Genomic DNA, 15,978 nt, shown 5'->3' with positions numbered 1-15,978 from the left:
AATCCCTACAAGCTGTCGGAGTTCCAGCCATGAGCACCATGACCAAGAACTGGGATCGCCACGTCCTCGATGGCGAGGCGGTCGCCCGCTGTCCCGGGTTCCGTGCGCTGCGCGAACGGATCCTCGAGCTCGCGCAGCCCGAGACGCACCACCGCGCCGTCGACGTCGGCTCGGGCACCGGGCTGCTGGCCCTTCCTCTCGCGCACCGCGTCGAGCACGTCTGGGCGGTCGACATCTCCGCCGGCATGACCGACTACCTCCGCGCGAAGGCCTCGAGCGCCGGCCTGGGCAACCTCGAGGCCGTCGTGTCCTCCGCCGTCAGCCTGCCGCTCGTCGACGACGCGGTGGACCTCGTCGTCTCCAACTACTGCTTCCATCACCTCAACGACGCCGAGAAGCACCTCGCGATGCTCGAGGCCTGGCGCGTCCTGCGGCCGGGGGGGGCGTCTCGTCTTCGGCGACATGATGTTCGGCCTGGGCCTCGGCGACGCTCGGGACCGCGAGGTCGTGACGCAGAAGGTCCGCGCGATGCTGCGCAAGGGGGTCCCGGGGGTCGTTCGGCTGATGAAGAACGTCGGGCGGGTCGCCAGCGGCCGTTGGGAGAGTCCCGCACGGGCGGGCTGGTGGGCCGGCGAGCTGCGGCGTGCGGGGTTCGTCGACGTCGGCGTCGAGGTGCTCGATCACGAGGGTGGGCTGGCGTGGGCGAGGAAGCCTGCTCGGTGAGCCCGCTGTGATCTCCCACGGCGCGTAGGACTTGGGTGGCATACTCGTGCGATGACCGACGGCGCCATTCAGGGCGAGTTGCAAGAGCAGATCATGATCGTCCTGTGGCACAACGGTGAGGGGACCGTCGAGCACGTTCGTGCAGGTCTACCCGCTCGGCACCGCAGCGCCTACAGCACGGTCCAGACCGTGCTCAACCGCCTCGTCGACCGCGGGCTCCTGTCCCGGGAGCGGCGCGGCAAGACGTTCATCTACACGGCGAAGGTCACCGAGGGGCAGTACCTGTCGCGCTCGATCGAGCGCACGCTCGCAGGAGCATCACTGGAGGCCCGGCAGGCTGCGTTGGCGCAGCTGATCGGCACCATCGACACCGACGAGCTCTCCGCTCTGCAGGAGCAGGCCCGCCAGGCCGCCGCCGCACGTGAGGCCCGGAAGCGGTGATTGCGCTCCTGGCCCTGTTGGTCGTAGCGGCGGTGCTGCTGCCGCACGTCGTACCGCTGCGGCGCGTCGCCCCGGCGACCGCGGCCACGCTGTGGGGCGTCGCACTGGGGCTGCGGGCGCTGACGAGCGTCTTCGTCGCGCTCTATCTCGTCCTCTTCCTGCCGGCGACCGCGCTCTTTGACGCGATGACCCACTGGTGCTGGCACACGATCATCCCGATTGCCACCACCCATCTCGGGGTGGCCGGCCATCGTGTCGGTGACGCCGTGGCGATCTTTCCGGTCTTCCTGTTGGCGGCGTCGGCGATCTCGCTGGCCTTCGGGCTCGTGCGCGCCGCCCGATCGGTGCGACGGCTGATCACCCGCGACGCTGTCGGGCGCGGACCGGCCGACAGCGTGATCGTCGGCGGGCCCGACGTCTTCGTCGCGGCCGCTGGTTTCAGTCATCCACGCCTGGTGGTGTCTGCCGGTGCCCTGACGCAACTGGACGACGAGGAGCTCGCTGCCGGCATCGACCACGAGCACGGCCACATCCGTCGCCGGCACCGCTTCGTCGTCCTCTACGCCGAGGCGTGCCGTGCCCTGGCGCGCTTCGTCCCCGGAACGAAGCACGCGGTCGCTCAGCTGCGGTTCCATCTCGAGCGCGACGCCGACGCCTGGGCGCTCGCCCGCAAGCACGATCGTTTCGCCCTGGCGAGCGCGATCTGCAAGGCGACCATCTTCCAGAACCCGGCCGTCGCGCCGCTGGGGGGAGGCCGCGACGTCCGCGACCGCGTCGACGAGCTGCTCAGCGGCCACCGGGCCCCCGGGGCGCTCCGTCGCAGCGCCCTGAACGCCACCGCAGCGCTGGGAGTCGTGCTACTCCTCGGGCTGACGGCCTCCGTGCCAAGCGTCGTCGCCGCCGGCCAGCAGCAGGCCGACGGCGCGCCCGTCCCGCACGCCTGCGACGGCTGACCACCAAACGACGGCGTCCGCCGCGGCCGCGCGGACCCAGCCGGTTGGGTCTCCCTGACCAGCGAGCGCGGCATTCCCGCTCCGGCGAACGCGCGCACGAAGACCGGACCGTCCCGAAACCCTGTCGGACGTTCTGCCGCCTACTCGCCACGCGCGGAATGAGCTGAGGACCAGCAACGGCGCCTTTTCGTAACCGGATCGCGCCGTTTTGTCCGACTTGCTGTCGGAGTGTGGTGCGAGGCAGGTCCGGGGGTGGTAACTTGCGGACGCCGAGTCGCTCGAAGGTTTCGGGCGAGCGGGGGACCCGAGTGGTTTTTGGGGCTAATCCACGTCTTCGTGGAGGCGCTGTCTTTCTGCGCTAGCCCGTCAGCTAACCCCGTAGGCCGTCGAAAGAGAGCGCCTGTGAAGCAGTTCACGCGCGGCATCGTCTTGGCCGCCACCATCACCCTCGGAGCCCTGCCGGCCAGCGCGATGGCGCAGAGCCCCAGCGGCGGGACGCCCGCCACGCCGCCGGCCGCCGCCGCTGCGCCCGCTCCGGCGTCGACGTCACCGGATCCGGACCTGGCGGTGAGGACGGTGAAGCTCACGCGCTCGCAGACCAAGAGCGTGCAGCGACGGGTCAAGGTTCGCCCTGACGGCGCACTCGGGGCGGGGACCCGCACCGCGCTGAAGCGGTACCAGCGGGCCAGGCAGCTCGTCCCCACCGGCCGCCCGAACCTGCAGACGCTCCGCGCGATGGAGCTCAAGTTCGCCGCCGCCATCGAAGAGCAGCTCAAGGCCCGCGCCGACCTGCCGGCGTCTGCGCCCGCATCAGCGGCCGCGCAGGCCGTTCAGGCCGCGATGAGCCAGGCCGGCACGCCGTACAGCTTCGGCGGAGACGCTCCGGGCGGCTTCGATTGCTCCGGTCTGACGATGTGGGCCTACGCTCAGGCGGGCGTGAAGCTGCCGCACTACAGCTTCGACCAGTTCGCCATGGGCGAGCCCGTCGAGCGCGACGCGATCCAGCCCGGAGACCTCGTCTTCTTCGACACCGCCGGACCCGGGGCCTCCGACGTCGGCATCGCCACCGGCCCGACAACGGTCGTCTCGGCCACCAGCAGCCGCGGCGTCCTCGAGCACGAGACCTTCGACGACTACTGGGGCGCCCACTACGTCGGTGCCCGCCGCCTCGTCACCGCCAACTGAGCAGCACCACCCCGCACGCCCGCGACCCTCCACCGGGCCGGCGGCGTCCATGCGAACGAACGACGTCCAAGCAGCCCGTCCGCCGGGCTGCCGGAACGACCTAGGAGCAGGATGAAGATGGCACCGACGACCGGCACCAAGACCGCTACCACCGAGTTGTGGCGGATCGGTATTCCCGACGAGTCCTACGCCTTTCGGGCACCCCGCCCCGGGCGCCGCGACCTCGGCGAGCTCGAGTTCTGGGAGCGCTCCACCGTTCGCTCCCGGCTGCGCCGCGAAGCCGCAGCCGCACGAAAGGTTGGGGTCAAGCAGGGTGCGCGATCAAAGCTCGCGATGGCGTTGGTCGGCGTGACCCTCGCCGTCCCGGCCACCGAAGCGGTCACCGCTGGCACCGCGCAGGCCGCGCCGGTCACCGACTCCGTCCTCAAGCGCGGCGACAGCGGCTCCCGTGTGGCCGCCCTACAGCGCGCCTTGGGCCTCACCGCCGACGGCGAGTTCGGCACCCAGACGCACAAAGCCGTTCGAGCGTTCCAGCGCTCCCACGGTCTGGCCGTCGACGGGATCGTCGGCGCCCAGACCGCCGCGAAACTCGGAGCGGGAAGCACCGCCAAGAAGGCATCCACGACCTCCAAGGCCAGCTCCCGGTCGGACGCCAGTGACGCCTCGGACCCCAACCTCTCGGCGGCGACGGTCCGCGCGATCCAGAGAAAGCTCGGGATCGCCGTCGACGGCGAGTGGGGCCCCCAGACCCGGAAGGCCGTCCGCGACTACCAGCGCGAGAACGGACTGCAGGTCGACGGTGTCCCCGGTCCTGCGACCCTCGGCGGCCTCGGCATCCGCGCCTCAGCCGGCACTCCCGACGACGACAGCACACCCAGCGCCGCATCCGCCAAGGCTGGCGGCTCCAGCAACGGGGGCGGCGGAGCGATCTCCGCGGCGCGGTCCAAGGCGGGCGCGCCGTACTCCTACGGAGCCACAGGCCCGTCCTCGTTCGACTGCTCCGGCCTGGTGCAGTGGGCGTTCAAGCAAGCCGGGGTGTCGCTGCCGCGCACGAGCTTCGCCCAGTACGGCGAGGGCACCACGGTGTCGAAGGGCAACATCCGAGCCGGCGACCTCGTGTTCTTCAACACCGCCGGCCCCGGCGCCTCGGACGTTGGCATCGCGACCGGCCCGACAACCGTGATCTCGGCCACCAGCAGCCGCGGAGTCATGGAACACGCCATCTTCGACAGCTACTGGGGCTCCCACTTCGTCGGCGCCAAGCGCCTCTAGAGCAACTCCTACACGGCGTCGGAGACTTGTTAGGGTGTTCGAGCGAGCCGGGTGCAGGTCGATCGGTGAAGGTCTGATCGGCGCGCGGATCGTGGCCGCAAGGGACGGTCGGGAAAGCCGCGCCGCACAGCGCATGACGACCCCGTGGCACGGGCAGCGGAACCTGGGTCGTCGACTTCGCGGGATCATGGGATCCCCGCCGGCGGCGCGGCCTTCCCGTTTCATCATCGATCGAGGATCGCCATGCGTCGTCCGAGCTCCCTGCAGATTGTCACCGTGACGTTCGTCCTCGTCCTGGTGACGGTGGCCGTGACCTTCGTCGTCCTCGCCCTGCGCTCCGACCGCCTCGGCGACCCGTCACCGGGCATCACGAACCCGTCGCTCACCGCGCCCGAGAATGACCCGTTGCCCACCGTCACGACGAGCTTCCGGCCCGGCCTTGCATATACCCCCTAGGGGTATATGCTGACGTCATGGAGTACGACTCGCACGCCAGCATGGAGGGCCACGACCACACCGGCGCCGACCTCACGCGGACCGCGATCAGCGCCACGCTGCACTGCCTCACCGGCTGCGCGATCGGCGAAGTCCTCGGCATGGCCCTCGCCACAGCGTGGGGGTGGGGAGACCTCGCATCGATCGCCCTGGCGGTCGCGCTGGCGTTCCTCTTCGGCTACGCCCTGGCGTCGATCCCGCTCATCCGCGCCGGACTGCCCATCCGTCGCGTGATCGCCCTGGCGCTGGCCGCCGACACGGTCAGCATCCTGACCATGGAGATCATCGACAACGGGATCATGCTCGGCATCCCCGGCGCGATGGACACCGGCCTCGGAGACGTCGGGTTCTGGGCCGCCCTCGCCGCCGCGCTCTTCATCGCGTTCTGGATCACCGTGCCCGTCAACCGCTGGCTCATCAGTCGCGGCAGGGGCCATGCCGTGGTGCACGGCTATCACTAGCACCCTCGTACCGAAAGCACTTCCGCTCATGACTGAACCGACGAGCCCTGTCGAATCCGATGCACCGAGGGACGATGGTGGTCACCCCGGGGCGCCGCGTTGGGTGAAGGTCGCCGCTGTCCTCGTTCTGCTGTTGATCGCGGCCCTGGTGATCTCCAAGCTTGCCGGCGCTGAGCATGGCCCGGCATGCACGGCGGCGGCGCGATCTCGCCGGCGCAGGTGGGTAGCGCCGCCTCGCCGTGGGAGACCGGAACGTCGCAGAGAGTCGTCTTCGCGCAGGTCACGTAGCCGTGGCCCTCTCGCCGCGCACCCGCCGCCTCGCCGTTTTCGTACACGTCACGTCTTCGGTGGGTTGGCTCGGCGCGGTCGCCGCCACGGTCGCGCTCGCGATCGCAGGCGCATCCAGCACCGATCCGCAGACCGTGCGGGCCGCCTATCCGGCGCTGGAAGTCATCGGTTGGTACGCCCTTGTGCCGCTGAGCATTGCGTCACTCGCTTCGGGGCTCGTCGTCTCGCTCGGGGGCCGATGGGGCGTCTTCGAGCACTACTGGGTCGTCACGAAGCTGCTGATCAACGTTGCGGCTAGCGGCGTGCTCCTGCTCTACATGCAGACGCTCGACGGACTCGCGCGCACCGCGGCCTCCGCTGCAGACCTCGAGGCCGTCCGCAGCTACTCGCCCGTCCTCCACGCCGGAGGGGCCCTCGCGCTGCTGCTTGCCGCGACGGTCCTCTCGATCTACAAGCCCAGGGGACGCACCCGGTACGGGTGGCGCAAGCAGCGACGACGGACCTCCTCCGTATAGCCGGCACGAAGCGACTGTCCTGACGTTGAGGACTCGACGGGGCGTGCCGATGGCGGATCCCGTTCTATTCCGACATATCGTAGGAGATGCGCTAGCGTCCTGTCATGCCGTCGTTTCGTCTCCACGCCCGCCAGCTGAGACCCGCTATCGCGGTCGCCGTCACTTCAGTGGTGCTCGTTCCCGGCGGGACGGCCCGGGCCCAAACGCCCGTATCTCCAGCCGCCGGTTCTGGTCTCGAGCTGAAGCTCCAGAGGCCAGACGGAGAGCAGGTTCTGCAGGGCGATCGATGGAGCGCAGTCGCGTCCACGGCACAGTACGCGGCAGGCACCACGGTCGATATCAGCTTCACCGCCGGCAGCAAGCGGATCACGAAGTCCGTACCGCTCCAGCCGGTGAACGGAAGCCCACAGGGGACCGCTCAGGCCGTCGTGCCGACCGACCTACGCCGTTCCGGCCGGGTTGTGGTGCGAGCAGCCGTCCCCGCCGGCCAGTCGGTCGCGGCCGCGACCGCAGCGACGAGGATCGTCCGTCAGGTGCCGACCACCTTGCAAGCAGGGGACCGCGGCCTCGGAGTCCAGGTGCTGCAACAGATGCTTGCGGAGAACGCCTATGTCATCGGCCGGAAGGGCGTCTACGACGCCCGGACGCGGCGCGCCGTGCTCGCCCTGCGCAAGGTCACGGGCATGGACGCGACGACCTCAGCGAGCCCCAGCGTGTTCCGCGCGCTGCGCGCTGGCAAGGGACGCTACGCGGTGCGCTTTCCGTCGCATGGCCGACACGTCGAAGTCGACGTCGACCGTCGGGTGCTGGTCGAGGTCGATGGCGGCAAGCCACTGCGGATCTTCCACACATCACCGGGAAAGCCGTCCACCCCGACGATTCGCGGCTCGTTTCGCGTCTACCGGAAGGACCCCGGCACCAACGCCAAGGGCATGTACAAGTCGGCGTACTTCATTCGAGGCTACGCCGTCCACGGATTCCCGTCGGTTCCGGCGGGATACGGCGCAAGCCATGGTTGCCTGCGAGTTCCGATGGCCGACGCAGGCTCGATCTTCGCTTTCATGACAATCGGCATGCCCGTCGACACCTACTGAGCACCGAGCCGCGGCCCACGCGAGGTTCGGCCCGTCGCCCAGCAGAAGGCGGTGCGTCACGGGCGAGTGCGGCCGTTGAGGACACGGTGCGCGGTTTGGGTAGCGTGGCCGGCATGAACAAGCAGGAGCTCGCAGAACGAATCGCGGCCGAGGCTGGCCTCACCGCCGCTCAGGGTAAGAACGCGGTGGACGCGGCGTTTGCCGCGATTGCCGACGAGCTGTCGGAAGGCCGGGACGTCGCGATCGTCGGCTTCGGAGAGTTCAGCACCACTGAGCGTGCCGCCAGGGAAGGTCGAAACCCTTCCAACGGGGAAACGATCCAGATCGCTGCCAGCACCGCGGCAAAGTTCTCGGCTGCCGCCGGCCTCAAAAAGCAGCTCAACGCGTAGCAGGCTGGCGGGACCGTGGCCGACGCCACGGGCGCGGAGCCGAACGCGGCCCATCCCGCTGCATCCGGGATGAACGCCTGCGTTCGATACGCCTCGGAATGACAACTCGCGGACCTCTGGCATCGCGGAGCAGTAGCGGCGCGACGTCGCGGAGTGTCCCGGCAGAGGACTGGCTTACGGGACCGAACGGTGAACTCTGTGTGCGGATGAGTTGCCCGTGTCCGGCGTAGCGCCAATCACGCGGTCGACCGTCAGCTGGCGAGGACTTGGGGGCTTGCTTCTTTCATCTTCTGAACGGTCCACTTCATCGTGCGGATCGCCTTGGGGTGGCAGGCGGTGACGGTGGCCAGTAGGTCGTGGTCGTTTACGGCCTGGGCGCCCTGGCCGAGCATCGTCCAGCCGAGCGACGCCCTCGCGGCGGCGAGGTGGAGGTCGCGGATGTCGCGAAGCAGCAGGATCGCCGGTTCGGGGCGGTGGCCGACGAGCTCCGCGCCCTTCTCGCGAACGAGCGCGAGGATTCCGCGGTCCTGGTCGCGGTCGATCGTGTCGGGGTCCTGTGGCACCCCGTAGGTCGTCGAGTGCGTGGCGAGGCGGTGCAGTCGCTGCGTGGCCCAGCCGCTCATGGTGCGGGTGAGGTGGAAGACGTCGTGGTCGGCCCTGTGACGCTCTCCGACCTGCAGGAGCTGCTGCGCGAGGTCGGTCTCGGCGTCGTGGACCTCGATCAGGGCGATGTCGATCTTCATGCCCCGAACTCCTCGGTGACCTCGACGTCCCGTCCGCCTGTCGTGGCGGCCATCGCCGCTCGTGGCCGGGAGGCGGTGGTGGTGGGGGCCGGGGCGGTGTGCCCGTCGGCGTCGGCGACCTTCTGGATCCGGCACGCGGCGGTCTTGAAGATCGGCTGCTTCGAGGCCGGGTCCCATTCGGTGATCGTCAGCTCGTTGGCGGCGCGGTTGCGCACGTCGTGCTGATCGCCGGCGTCCCAGTAGCCGTAGTGAAACGGCACGAACACGATGCCCTCGCGGATGCCGGTGACGCGCGCGCGAGCGCGAACGCTTCCGCGGGGCGCGACGACGTCGACGACGTCGCCCTCCCCGATGCCGTGGCGGTCGGCGTCGGGCGCGGAGAACTCGACCCAGACGTCGGGGGCGGCGGCAGCGAGCTGCGGTGCGCGACCCGTCTTCGTGCGGGTATGGAAGTGGTAGACGGTCCGCCCGGTGTTCAGCCGCAGCGGGAAGTTGTCCGACGGAGGCTCGGCGGGCGGCACGTGGGCGGCGGCCTTGATCATCGCCCGGCCGTTCGGGTTCATCGCGCGGTACTCGTCAGGCTCGACCGCGGTGCCGGTGAGGAGGTCCTTGCCGTAGCTCTCGCAGTCCTCGAGGGCCGCGTGGAAGTCGCCGTCGGTGTACAGGCGTTCCCGGCCGTCGGGCCAGGTCGCGTTGCACGGCCACTGGGTCTCGCCGCCGGCGCGCAGCTTCTCGTAGGAGAGGCCGGTGTAGTCGCACGGCCGGCCCTCCGTGCACGCCTGCCACGCTTCGAACGCGGACTCCGGGTCGTGCCAGGGGACGAGCGGCCCGCCGTCCTTGTCGCGGAAGTCCATCCGGCGGGCGTAATCGAGGAAGATGTCGAGGTCCGACCGTGCCTGCCCGGGCGGGTCGACGGCCTTGTCGGAGTGATGGACGGTGCGGTCCGTGTTGGTGAACGTGCCCTCCTTCTCACCCCACGTCGCGGCGGGAAGGACGATGTCCGCGAGCTCTGCGGTCTCCGTCAGGAAGAGGTCCTGGACGACGACGAAGAGCCCCTCCTTCGCGAGGATGGAGCGGATCCGGTGGAGCTCGGGGAGGGAGACGGCCGGGTTCGTCGCAGTGATCCAGAGGAAGCGGATCGACCCCTGCTCGGCGTAGCGGAAGATCTGCATTGCGTGCGTGGGCGGCCCGTAGTGCGGGATGCTCGACGCCTCGACGTTCCACAGCTCAGCGAGCTCCTGCACGTGCGCGTCGTTGGCCCAGTTGCGAAACGCCGGCAGGTCGCCGTTGGCACCGCACTCGCGGGTGTTCTGGGCCGTCGGCTGGCCGTTCATCTGCAGGATCCCGCCGCCGGGCTTGCCGAGCGCGCCGCGCAGCAGGTTGAGGTTGTTGACCTGGACCGCCGTGGCGGTCGCCTGGTGGGACTGGTAGACGCCCTGCAGGCACGTCGAGAGGATCCGATCCGTGCTGCCGAGGATCCGCGCGGCCTCGCGGATCTGCTCCGCGGACACGCCGCAGATCTCGGCGGCCCATTCCGGGGTGCAGTCCGCTACCCGGGAGACCAGCTCGTCGTAGCCGACGGTGTGCTCGTCCAGGAACGCGTTGTCGACCCGGTCGTGCGCGATCAGCTCGTGGAGCAGCGCGTTCATCAGCGGCAGATTCGTGCCGCTCTTGACCGCGAGGTGCACGTTGGCGTGCTGGGCGGGAATGGTCGGCCGGGGGTCGACGACGATGATCTTCGGGCGGTCGGGTCCTTGGATGCGGTCGAGCATCCGCTCCCACAGGGTCACCTGCGTCTCGGCGACGTTGTGGCCGACGAGGAACAGGACCTCGCAGTGGTCGACGTCGCTGTAGGTGCCGGGCTGACCGTCGCACCCGAACGTCTCCTTCAGCGCCTCCGCGGCAGTGGCGGTGCACAACCGGGTGTTGCCGTCGATGTGGTTCGTACCGATGCCCGCCCGCCCGAGCGTGGCGAGCGTGTAGTACTCCTCGAGGAACAGCTGCCCGGAGGTGTAGATGCCGAAGGCGCTGGGGCCCTGCTCCTGCAGCAGCTCCTTCGACCGGTCGACCATCGCGCCCATGGCCGTCTCCCAGTCGGTCTCCACCAAGATGCCGTCGCGGCGGATCAGCGGGCGGGTGAGGCGGTCGGGGGAGGCGTTGGCCTGCCACCCGAAGAGGTCCTTCGGGCCGAGGCGGCCGTGATTGACGCGGCTGTCGGCGCGACCGCGGACCCCGACCATCCGGCCGTCCTTGACGGCGATGTCCAGTGCGTCGCCGTTGGAGTGCAGGATCGACGCCGTCGGCACCCAGTGGTCGACGTCGTCCGGCGTGACCCCGTCATTCAGGCGCGTGTCGATCCGGACCGGCCACTCCGTCCCTCGAGCGTACGGCGTTCGGGTGCCCCAGGGCTCGGCGATGCGATCGACCATGCCGCTCGTCTACCCCGATCGCCCATCGCGACGTCGGTCCGGACCTGCTCGTCCTCCGGTCGCGCGCTTGGCTGCGCCGGGCCACCCGTGCCGCCGCCTGTCGCACGTACGAGACGGCGTGTCGTGCGCTGCTTGGCGCGCTCCCGCAGGGATCAGAGCTGCTCTCGGACCCCGGCCTCGTGCTGCACCCCGTCGAACTGGGCTGCCGCGTCGCCGGAGAGCGCGTCGCGGCCGGTGCCGACGCGGCCGAGCGGCAGCACGGTCCGGCGGCGGGCGTCCTCGAGTGCCATGGCCAGTGCGGTGTAGACGGCGGCGGCGCAGAGGACGAGGCCGATCACGCCGCAGACGTCTTTCCAGGCCGACGACCCGTCGAGCTGGTAGATCCCGGTCGTCGCGAACCGCGCCGCGGTGAGCGTGAGCAGCGCGGCGACCACGAGCTTGCCGGTCGCGGCCGCTGCGGCAGGCACGAGCATCGCGACGGCCGCGAGGAGCAGGAGCAGCCCGAGCGCGTCGCTCGTGGACCCGGGGTCGGCGGTGAGCGTCACCAGACCGACGGACGCCCAGGTGCCCGCGAGAACGCCCATCCCGGTGCCCGCCACGACATCCCGTGCGAGGAACCCGAAGATCGCAGCGAGCACCTGCAGCGGCAGGACGAACGCCAGCAGGATCAACGCGACGTCCCGTCCCTGCGCCTGCGGCACCCACCCCAGCTGCAGGCCGCTGAGCACCAGGGTGCCACCCGCCAGCGCGAGGAACCCCAGGGGCAACGGATTACCGATCGGACGCAGGACGACCCGCGCCCCGACCGGGTGCAGATCCGGGCCCGGCGTGGCCGAAGGGGACGGGGACATGCGGCCGTGCGTACCCGAAGGACGGCGCCCGGACACCCACGTGACCGGTAGCGGCCCGGGACGAGCCCGGCGCGTCGCATCGTTTCGTCCAGCGTTTCCGTCGGGCGGGTCGGCGGGGTAGAACCCGTGGGGTGTCCGGCCTCTCGCCCCCTCGGGGCTCCTCGACGGTCGAGTTCGATCTCGGTCGGACGCGCGACCTTCGCGGTCGCACGCACCACCCATGGGTACGACGGGCGATCGTCGCGGCGATGGCCGTCGTGATCGTCGTGGCGCTGACCGGACAGCTGGGGCAGTCCGAGCACACCTCGTCGGTGCGAACGGCGACCGCTGACCTCACGGTGGACACCCCGTCGGCGTTGCGCGGCGGTCTCATGTGGCCGGCCCGGGTGACGATCCGCGCGCGTACGCGGATCGTCGAGCCGCAGGTCGTCCTCGGCGCGGGCTACGTCCGGGGGATGCAGCTCAACACCATCGAGCCGGCACCCGCGGACGAGACCACCCGCGGTCGGTCGCTGGCGCTCACCTACGCGACGCTCGAGGCCGGCGACGAGCTGACGGTCTACCTGCAGCTGCAGGTCAACCCCGACACGCTCGGTCGCCAGGACCTCTCCGTCGTCCTGCAGCCCGGGGGCGACGACCCGCCTCCTTCGCTGCGGCTGCCCGCTTCCGCGACCGTCCTCCCCTGAACGAGGTGCGCTGATGGATCTCGTCCTCCGGGCAATCGTCATCTTCGTCGTGATCTGGGTCGTCACCCGGGCGGTCGGGCGGCGCGAGCTCAGCTCGATGGAGCCGTTCGACCTGATCCTGCTGGTCGTGATCGGCGACCTCGTGCAACAGGGCGTCACGCAGAGCGACTACTCGCTGACCGGCGCGATCACCGTGATCGCCACGATCGCCTTCCTGACGGTGCTGATGAGCTACGTGTCGTTCCGCGTCCCGCGCCTGCGGCCGGTGCTCGAGGGCGAGCCGCTCGTCCTGGTGCAAGACGGCCAGGTCGTCGACCGCAACCTGCGGCGCGAGCGGATCACCGTCGAGGAGCTGCGGTCCGAGGCACGCCAGAACCAGATCGACGACCTCGCCGACGTGCGCTTCGCGGTCCTGGAGACCAACGGCCGCATCTCCTTCATTCAACGCACCTGACCCAGCGTCCCTTCCTTTGTGGGGCGGGCCGCGCACGGATCCGGGGACGGGGTAGGGGGCCCGCATGGCCAAGGATCACGGTTCGAGCGTCAAAAACGACAAGCAGTACGAGGGCTTGAAGAAGAAGGGGATGAGCAAGAGCCGCGCGGCGGCGATCGCGAACTCCGAGGGGTCGTCGGAGCGCGGCGGCAAGAAGTCCGGCTCGGGCAAGAAGACCAAGAGCACCAAGAGCCAGGGCGGCACCACGAAGCAGAAGAAGGCCGCCGGCAAGAAGGGCGGCAAGGCCACCGCGAAGAAGTCCTGAGCCACGCGACGCCGAACAACACTCCAGCGGGGAGGTCCCAGGCTCGAAGGGGCGTTCGCCGGCCAGGATACTTCGGCAGAGAACGTGTCCCAGTCGAGGATCCTTGGGTCCTCGCGGTGATCGCAATGCTTGGTTCTGCGAGGGTCCGGCGAGGCGCTTGGCGGTCCGGTGTGGTGGTCGGCGTGGAGGCTTGCCCGTAGGGCGAGCCGGAACGACGACCACCGCTTCGCACCGGCGCGCGTCCCGCTCGTTGGAAGTGGGACGCGCCCATCTGGCCACCGCCGGGCCCGCGATCGTTGCGGCTTGCCAAGAGCCGTCGTCGACGCGAGGCCTACGATGAGCGGGTGGCCGCCAAGTCGATCGCCCTCTTCGCGCTTGCGGCGCTCTTTGAGATCGGCGGCGCCTGGTTGGTCTGGCAAGGCATCCGCGAACATCGCGGCCTGCTCTGGGTCGGCGCGGGTGTGATCGCGCTCGGGATCTACGGGTTCGTTGCCACGCTGCAGCCCGACGCGGAGTTCGGACGGATCCTCGCCGCGTACGGCGGAGTCTTCGTCGCCGGATCGCTGGCGTGGGGGATGGTCGCCGACGGCTACCGCCCCGACCGCTGGGACCTCGGCGGCGCCGCGGTTTGCCTCGCCGGAGTTGGTCTGATCATGTACGCGCCGCGCAGCTGATCCGTACGGAGCGCTAGACGGGCTTGGTGGCGCGGACGATCGCGGACCCGGCTTTGGCGTGGACGCGGTGGGTCTCGTGGATCTCGACGTCGACGAGGCCGGCGGCGGCGAGGGCGTCTTCGAACTCGCGGCGGGTGAGGGCGCCGGCGATGCAGCCGGTGAACTGCTGCATGTCGCGCTTGGTGGCGTCGTCCATGTCGGGGTCGGCTATGACGTCGGAGACGGCGAACCGGCCGCCGGGCTTGAGGACACGGGCGGCTTCGGCGAGGACCTTGTTCTTGTCGCCGGCGAGGTTGATGACGCAGTTGGAGATCACGACGTCGACGGAGGCGTCCTCGAGCGGGAGGTCCTCGAGGTACCCCTTGCGGAACTCCACGTTCTGCAGGCCGGCCTCTGCGGCGTTCTGGCGGGCCTGGTCGAGCATCTCGTCGGTCATGTCGATGCCGATCGCGCGGCCGGTCGGGGCGACGCGGCGGGCGGAGATGAGGACGTCGCCGCCGGTGCCGGAGCCGAGGTCCAGGACGACGTCGCCGTCCTTCAGTGCGGCGACGGCGGTCGGGATGCCGCAGCCGAGCGACCCGGCGATGGCCGTGCCACCTTCGCCGGCGGTGTCGGCGTCGTAGAGGGCGGCGCCGAAGACCTCGGTGCCGTGCTCGTCGGTCGTGGAGACGGCGGGGCTGCAGCAGCTCGAGCCCTGCGTGGCGGCCTGCGCGTACTTCGCGCGGACCTCCTCCCGGAGCTGCTCGTCGGTCAGGGTGCTGCGATCAGTGGTGCTCACGGGGGATCTCTCGCGTGTGTGGTGGGGGGTCAGCCGAGCCAGCCGTGGAGCTCGTCGAGCGCCTCGGGCAGGACGTAGTAGTAGGCCCAGAGGCCTTGGCGCTCGCTGTCGACGATGCCGGCGTCGCGCAGCTTCTTGAGGTGGTGGCTCAGCGTGGACTGGGAGACGTCGAAGAGCGGCACGAGCTCGCAGACGCAGACCTTGCCGGCGTGCCTGCGGAGCACGTCGACGAGCTGCAGCCGGATCGGATCGCCCAGCGCCTTGGCGACCTCGGCCAGGCGGGTGGCCTTGTCGCGGTCGACGTCGGGATAGACGACGGGCTCGCAGCACGGCGCGCCGGCGGCCCGCTTGGTCTTCGGCTCGAGCTGCAGATCGACGTTCATCGAAACAGCAAGCTACACAAAGAAGTCACGTTTGTCGATTGCATCGACTTTCGTCACTAGATACGGTGCGGGGTATGGCCACCGTCACCGCACCGACCGCGTCGGCGGACCGACCGGTCCTGCAGCGCCTATCGACGCTGGACCGCTTCCTGCCCGTCTGGATCCTCCTGGCGATGGCCGCCGGGCTGGTCCTGGGGGCGGCGATCCCGTCGATCAACGACGGCCTCGACGAGCTCCGCATCGGCACCGTGTCGCTGCCGATCGCCGTCGGGCTGCTCTTGATGATGTACCCCGTGCTGGCGAAGGTCCGCTACGGCGACGTCGCCCGCGACCGCTCCCCGGAGACCGCCAAGCTGCTCGGCGCCTCCCTGGTGCTGAACTGGGTGGTCGGGCCGGCGGTGATGTTCGCGCTGGCCTGGATCTTCCTCGCCGACCAGCCCGAGTTCCGCACCGGCCTGATCATCGTCGGCCTCGCCCGCTGCATCGCGATGGTCCTGATCTGGAGCGACCTCTCGTGCGCGGACCGCGAGTCCACCGCGCTCTTGGTGGCGATCAACTCCGTCTTCCAGATCGTCGCCTACAGCGTCCTGGGCTGGTTCTACCTCACCGCCCTCCCGGACCTCCTGGGCCTCGACAGCCAGGGGTTCTCGATCGGCATCTGGGAGGTCGCCCGCACGGTCCTGATCTTCCTCGGCATCCCCCTCGTCGCTGGTGCGCTGACGCGCTACATCGGTGTGCGGCGCATGGGGGAGGAGGCGTACGAGACCAGGTTCTTGCCGAAGATCGGGCCGTTCGCGCTCTACGGGCTGCTCTTCACGATCGTGATGCTCTTCGCGATCCAGGGCGACGCGATCACCTCC

At 70.0% G+C, this 15,978-nt stretch carries 20 protein-coding genes, 1 pseudogene and 1 riboswitch; of the genes and pseudogenes, 16 read left to right on the top strand and 5 right to left on the bottom strand.

Going from position 1 to position 15,978, the window contains the following annotated elements; translation table 11 throughout:
• Window positions 1-29: 29 nt before the first annotated feature.
• From AB0L40_RS20570 to AB0L40_RS20520, 11 genes and pseudogenes are all read left to right on the top strand, one after another.
• Window positions 30-407: pseudogene (locus AB0L40_RS20570) on the top strand (methyltransferase domain-containing protein); the annotation flags it as partial.
• A 55-nt stretch (window positions 408-462) separates the two neighbouring features.
• A complete protein-coding gene (locus tag AB0L40_RS20565; protein ID WP_364358913.1) occupies window positions 463-723 on the top strand; it encodes a hypothetical protein in 261 nt (86 codons plus the stop codon).
• 51 nt (window positions 724-774) lie between these two features.
• Complete coding sequence (locus AB0L40_RS20560) at window positions 775-1,164, top strand: BlaI/MecI/CopY family transcriptional regulator (RefSeq protein WP_364358911.1); 390 nt, start codon at window positions 775-777, stop codon at window positions 1,162-1,164.
• The gene (locus tag AB0L40_RS20555) at window positions 1,161-2,117 is read left to right on the top strand and encodes a M56 family metallopeptidase (RefSeq protein WP_364358908.1); all 957 of its coding nucleotides are present in this window, start codon (window positions 1,161-1,163) and stop codon (window positions 2,115-2,117) included. The genes AB0L40_RS20560 and AB0L40_RS20555 overlap by 4 nt, the downstream gene beginning before the upstream one ends.
• A 257-nt stretch (window positions 2,118-2,374) precedes the next feature.
• Window positions 2,375-2,517: riboswitch (cyclic di-AMP (ydaO/yuaA leader) on the top strand.
• Between the two features lie 2 nt (window positions 2,518-2,519).
• Complete coding sequence (locus AB0L40_RS20550) at window positions 2,520-3,302, top strand: NlpC/P60 family protein (protein ID WP_364358905.1); 783 nt, start codon at window positions 2,520-2,522, stop codon at window positions 3,300-3,302.
• Window positions 3,303-3,413: 111 nt separating this feature from the next.
• Window positions 3,414-4,574: a peptidoglycan-binding protein gene (locus AB0L40_RS20545; RefSeq protein ID WP_364358902.1), complete on the top strand. Its 1,161-nt coding sequence runs from the start codon at window positions 3,414-3,416 to the stop codon at window positions 4,572-4,574.
• A 243-nt stretch (window positions 4,575-4,817) separates the two neighbouring features.
• Window positions 4,818-5,030, top strand: coding sequence for a hypothetical protein (locus AB0L40_RS20540; protein ID WP_364358899.1), 213 nt, complete (start codon window positions 4,818-4,820; stop codon window positions 5,028-5,030).
• Between the two features lie 17 nt (window positions 5,031-5,047).
• Window positions 5,048-5,530, top strand: a complete 483-nt coding sequence (locus tag AB0L40_RS20535; protein ID WP_364358896.1) for a DUF4396 domain-containing protein — start codon at window positions 5,048-5,050, stop codon at window positions 5,528-5,530.
• A gap of 290 nt (window positions 5,531-5,820) precedes the next feature.
• Entirely contained in the window at window positions 5,821-6,333 is a 513-nt protein-coding gene (locus AB0L40_RS20530) for a DUF2269 domain-containing protein (RefSeq protein ID WP_364358893.1), read from the top strand.
• 104 nt (window positions 6,334-6,437) lie between these two features.
• Window positions 6,438-7,427 carry a L,D-transpeptidase gene (locus AB0L40_RS20525; RefSeq protein ID WP_364358890.1) on the top strand — a complete coding sequence of 330 codons (990 nt, stop codon included), beginning with the start codon at window positions 6,438-6,440 and terminating at the stop codon, window positions 7,425-7,427.
• Between the two features lie 113 nt (window positions 7,428-7,540).
• Window positions 7,541-7,816, top strand: a complete 276-nt coding sequence (locus AB0L40_RS20520; RefSeq protein WP_364358887.1) for an HU family DNA-binding protein — start codon at window positions 7,541-7,543, stop codon at window positions 7,814-7,816.
• Between the two features lie 251 nt (window positions 7,817-8,067).
• Here AB0L40_RS20520 and AB0L40_RS20515 read toward each other — a convergent pair whose 3' ends face one another.
• The 3 genes from AB0L40_RS20515 to AB0L40_RS20505 form a co-directional block, all read right to left on the bottom strand.
• Window positions 8,068-8,559 (bottom strand): hypothetical protein, encoded by a 492-nt coding sequence (locus tag AB0L40_RS20515; RefSeq protein ID WP_364358884.1) that lies wholly within the window; start codon window positions 8,557-8,559, stop codon window positions 8,068-8,070.
• On the bottom strand, window positions 8,556-10,988 hold the full coding sequence (locus AB0L40_RS20510; protein WP_364358881.1) for a nitrate reductase: 2,433 nt from the start codon (window positions 10,986-10,988) through the stop codon (window positions 8,556-8,558). Before AB0L40_RS20510 ends, AB0L40_RS20515 begins: the two co-directional genes overlap by 4 nt.
• Window positions 10,989-11,140: 152 nt before the next feature.
• Window positions 11,141-11,839 (bottom strand): GPR1/FUN34/YaaH family transporter, encoded by a 699-nt coding sequence (locus AB0L40_RS20505; RefSeq protein WP_364358878.1) that lies wholly within the window; start codon window positions 11,837-11,839, stop codon window positions 11,141-11,143.
• Window positions 11,840-12,087: 248 nt separating this feature from the next.
• Here AB0L40_RS20505 and AB0L40_RS20500 point away from each other — a divergent pair, with 248 nt between their 5' ends.
• The 4 genes from AB0L40_RS20500 (at window position 12,088) to AB0L40_RS20485 (ending at window position 13,957) form a co-directional block, all read left to right on the top strand.
• Complete coding sequence (locus AB0L40_RS20500; RefSeq protein ID WP_364358875.1) at window positions 12,088-12,525, top strand: hypothetical protein; 438 nt, start codon at window positions 12,088-12,090, stop codon at window positions 12,523-12,525.
• A gap of 13 nt (window positions 12,526-12,538) precedes the next feature.
• Window positions 12,539-12,979, top strand: coding sequence for a YetF domain-containing protein (locus tag AB0L40_RS20495; RefSeq protein WP_364358872.1), 441 nt, complete (start codon window positions 12,539-12,541; stop codon window positions 12,977-12,979).
• 64 nt (window positions 12,980-13,043) lie between these two features.
• Window positions 13,044-13,283: a hypothetical protein gene (locus tag AB0L40_RS20490; protein ID WP_364358869.1), complete on the top strand. Its 240-nt coding sequence runs from the start codon at window positions 13,044-13,046 to the stop codon at window positions 13,281-13,283.
• A 344-nt stretch (window positions 13,284-13,627) separates the two neighbouring features.
• The gene (locus AB0L40_RS20485; protein ID WP_364358866.1) at window positions 13,628-13,957 is read left to right on the top strand and encodes a YnfA family protein; all 330 of its coding nucleotides are present in this window, start codon (window positions 13,628-13,630) and stop codon (window positions 13,955-13,957) included.
• A 13-nt stretch (window positions 13,958-13,970) separates the two neighbouring features.
• On the opposite strand, the gene arsM is transcribed toward AB0L40_RS20485, so the two are convergent.
• On the bottom strand, window positions 13,971-14,735 hold the full coding sequence (gene arsM, locus AB0L40_RS20480) for an arsenite methyltransferase (RefSeq protein ID WP_364358863.1): 765 nt from the start codon (window positions 14,733-14,735) through the stop codon (window positions 13,971-13,973).
• Window positions 14,736-14,764: 29 nt separating this feature from the next.
• Complete coding sequence (locus AB0L40_RS20475; RefSeq protein WP_364358860.1) at window positions 14,765-15,118, bottom strand: metalloregulator ArsR/SmtB family transcription factor; 354 nt, start codon at window positions 15,116-15,118, stop codon at window positions 14,765-14,767.
• 74 nt (window positions 15,119-15,192) lie between these two features.
• On the opposite strand from AB0L40_RS20475, the gene arsB reads away from it, so the two are divergent.
• A partial coding sequence (gene arsB, locus AB0L40_RS20470; protein ID WP_364358857.1) for an ACR3 family arsenite efflux transporter occupies window positions 15,193-15,978 on the top strand: 786 nt, incomplete at its 3' end.

This window comes from Patulibacter sp. NPDC049589 (assembly GCF_040675535.1).
Taxonomy (GTDB): Bacteria; Actinomycetota; Thermoleophilia; order Solirubrobacterales; family Solirubrobacteraceae; genus Patulibacter.
This window is presented reverse-complemented; position numbering and strand designations above follow the sequence as displayed.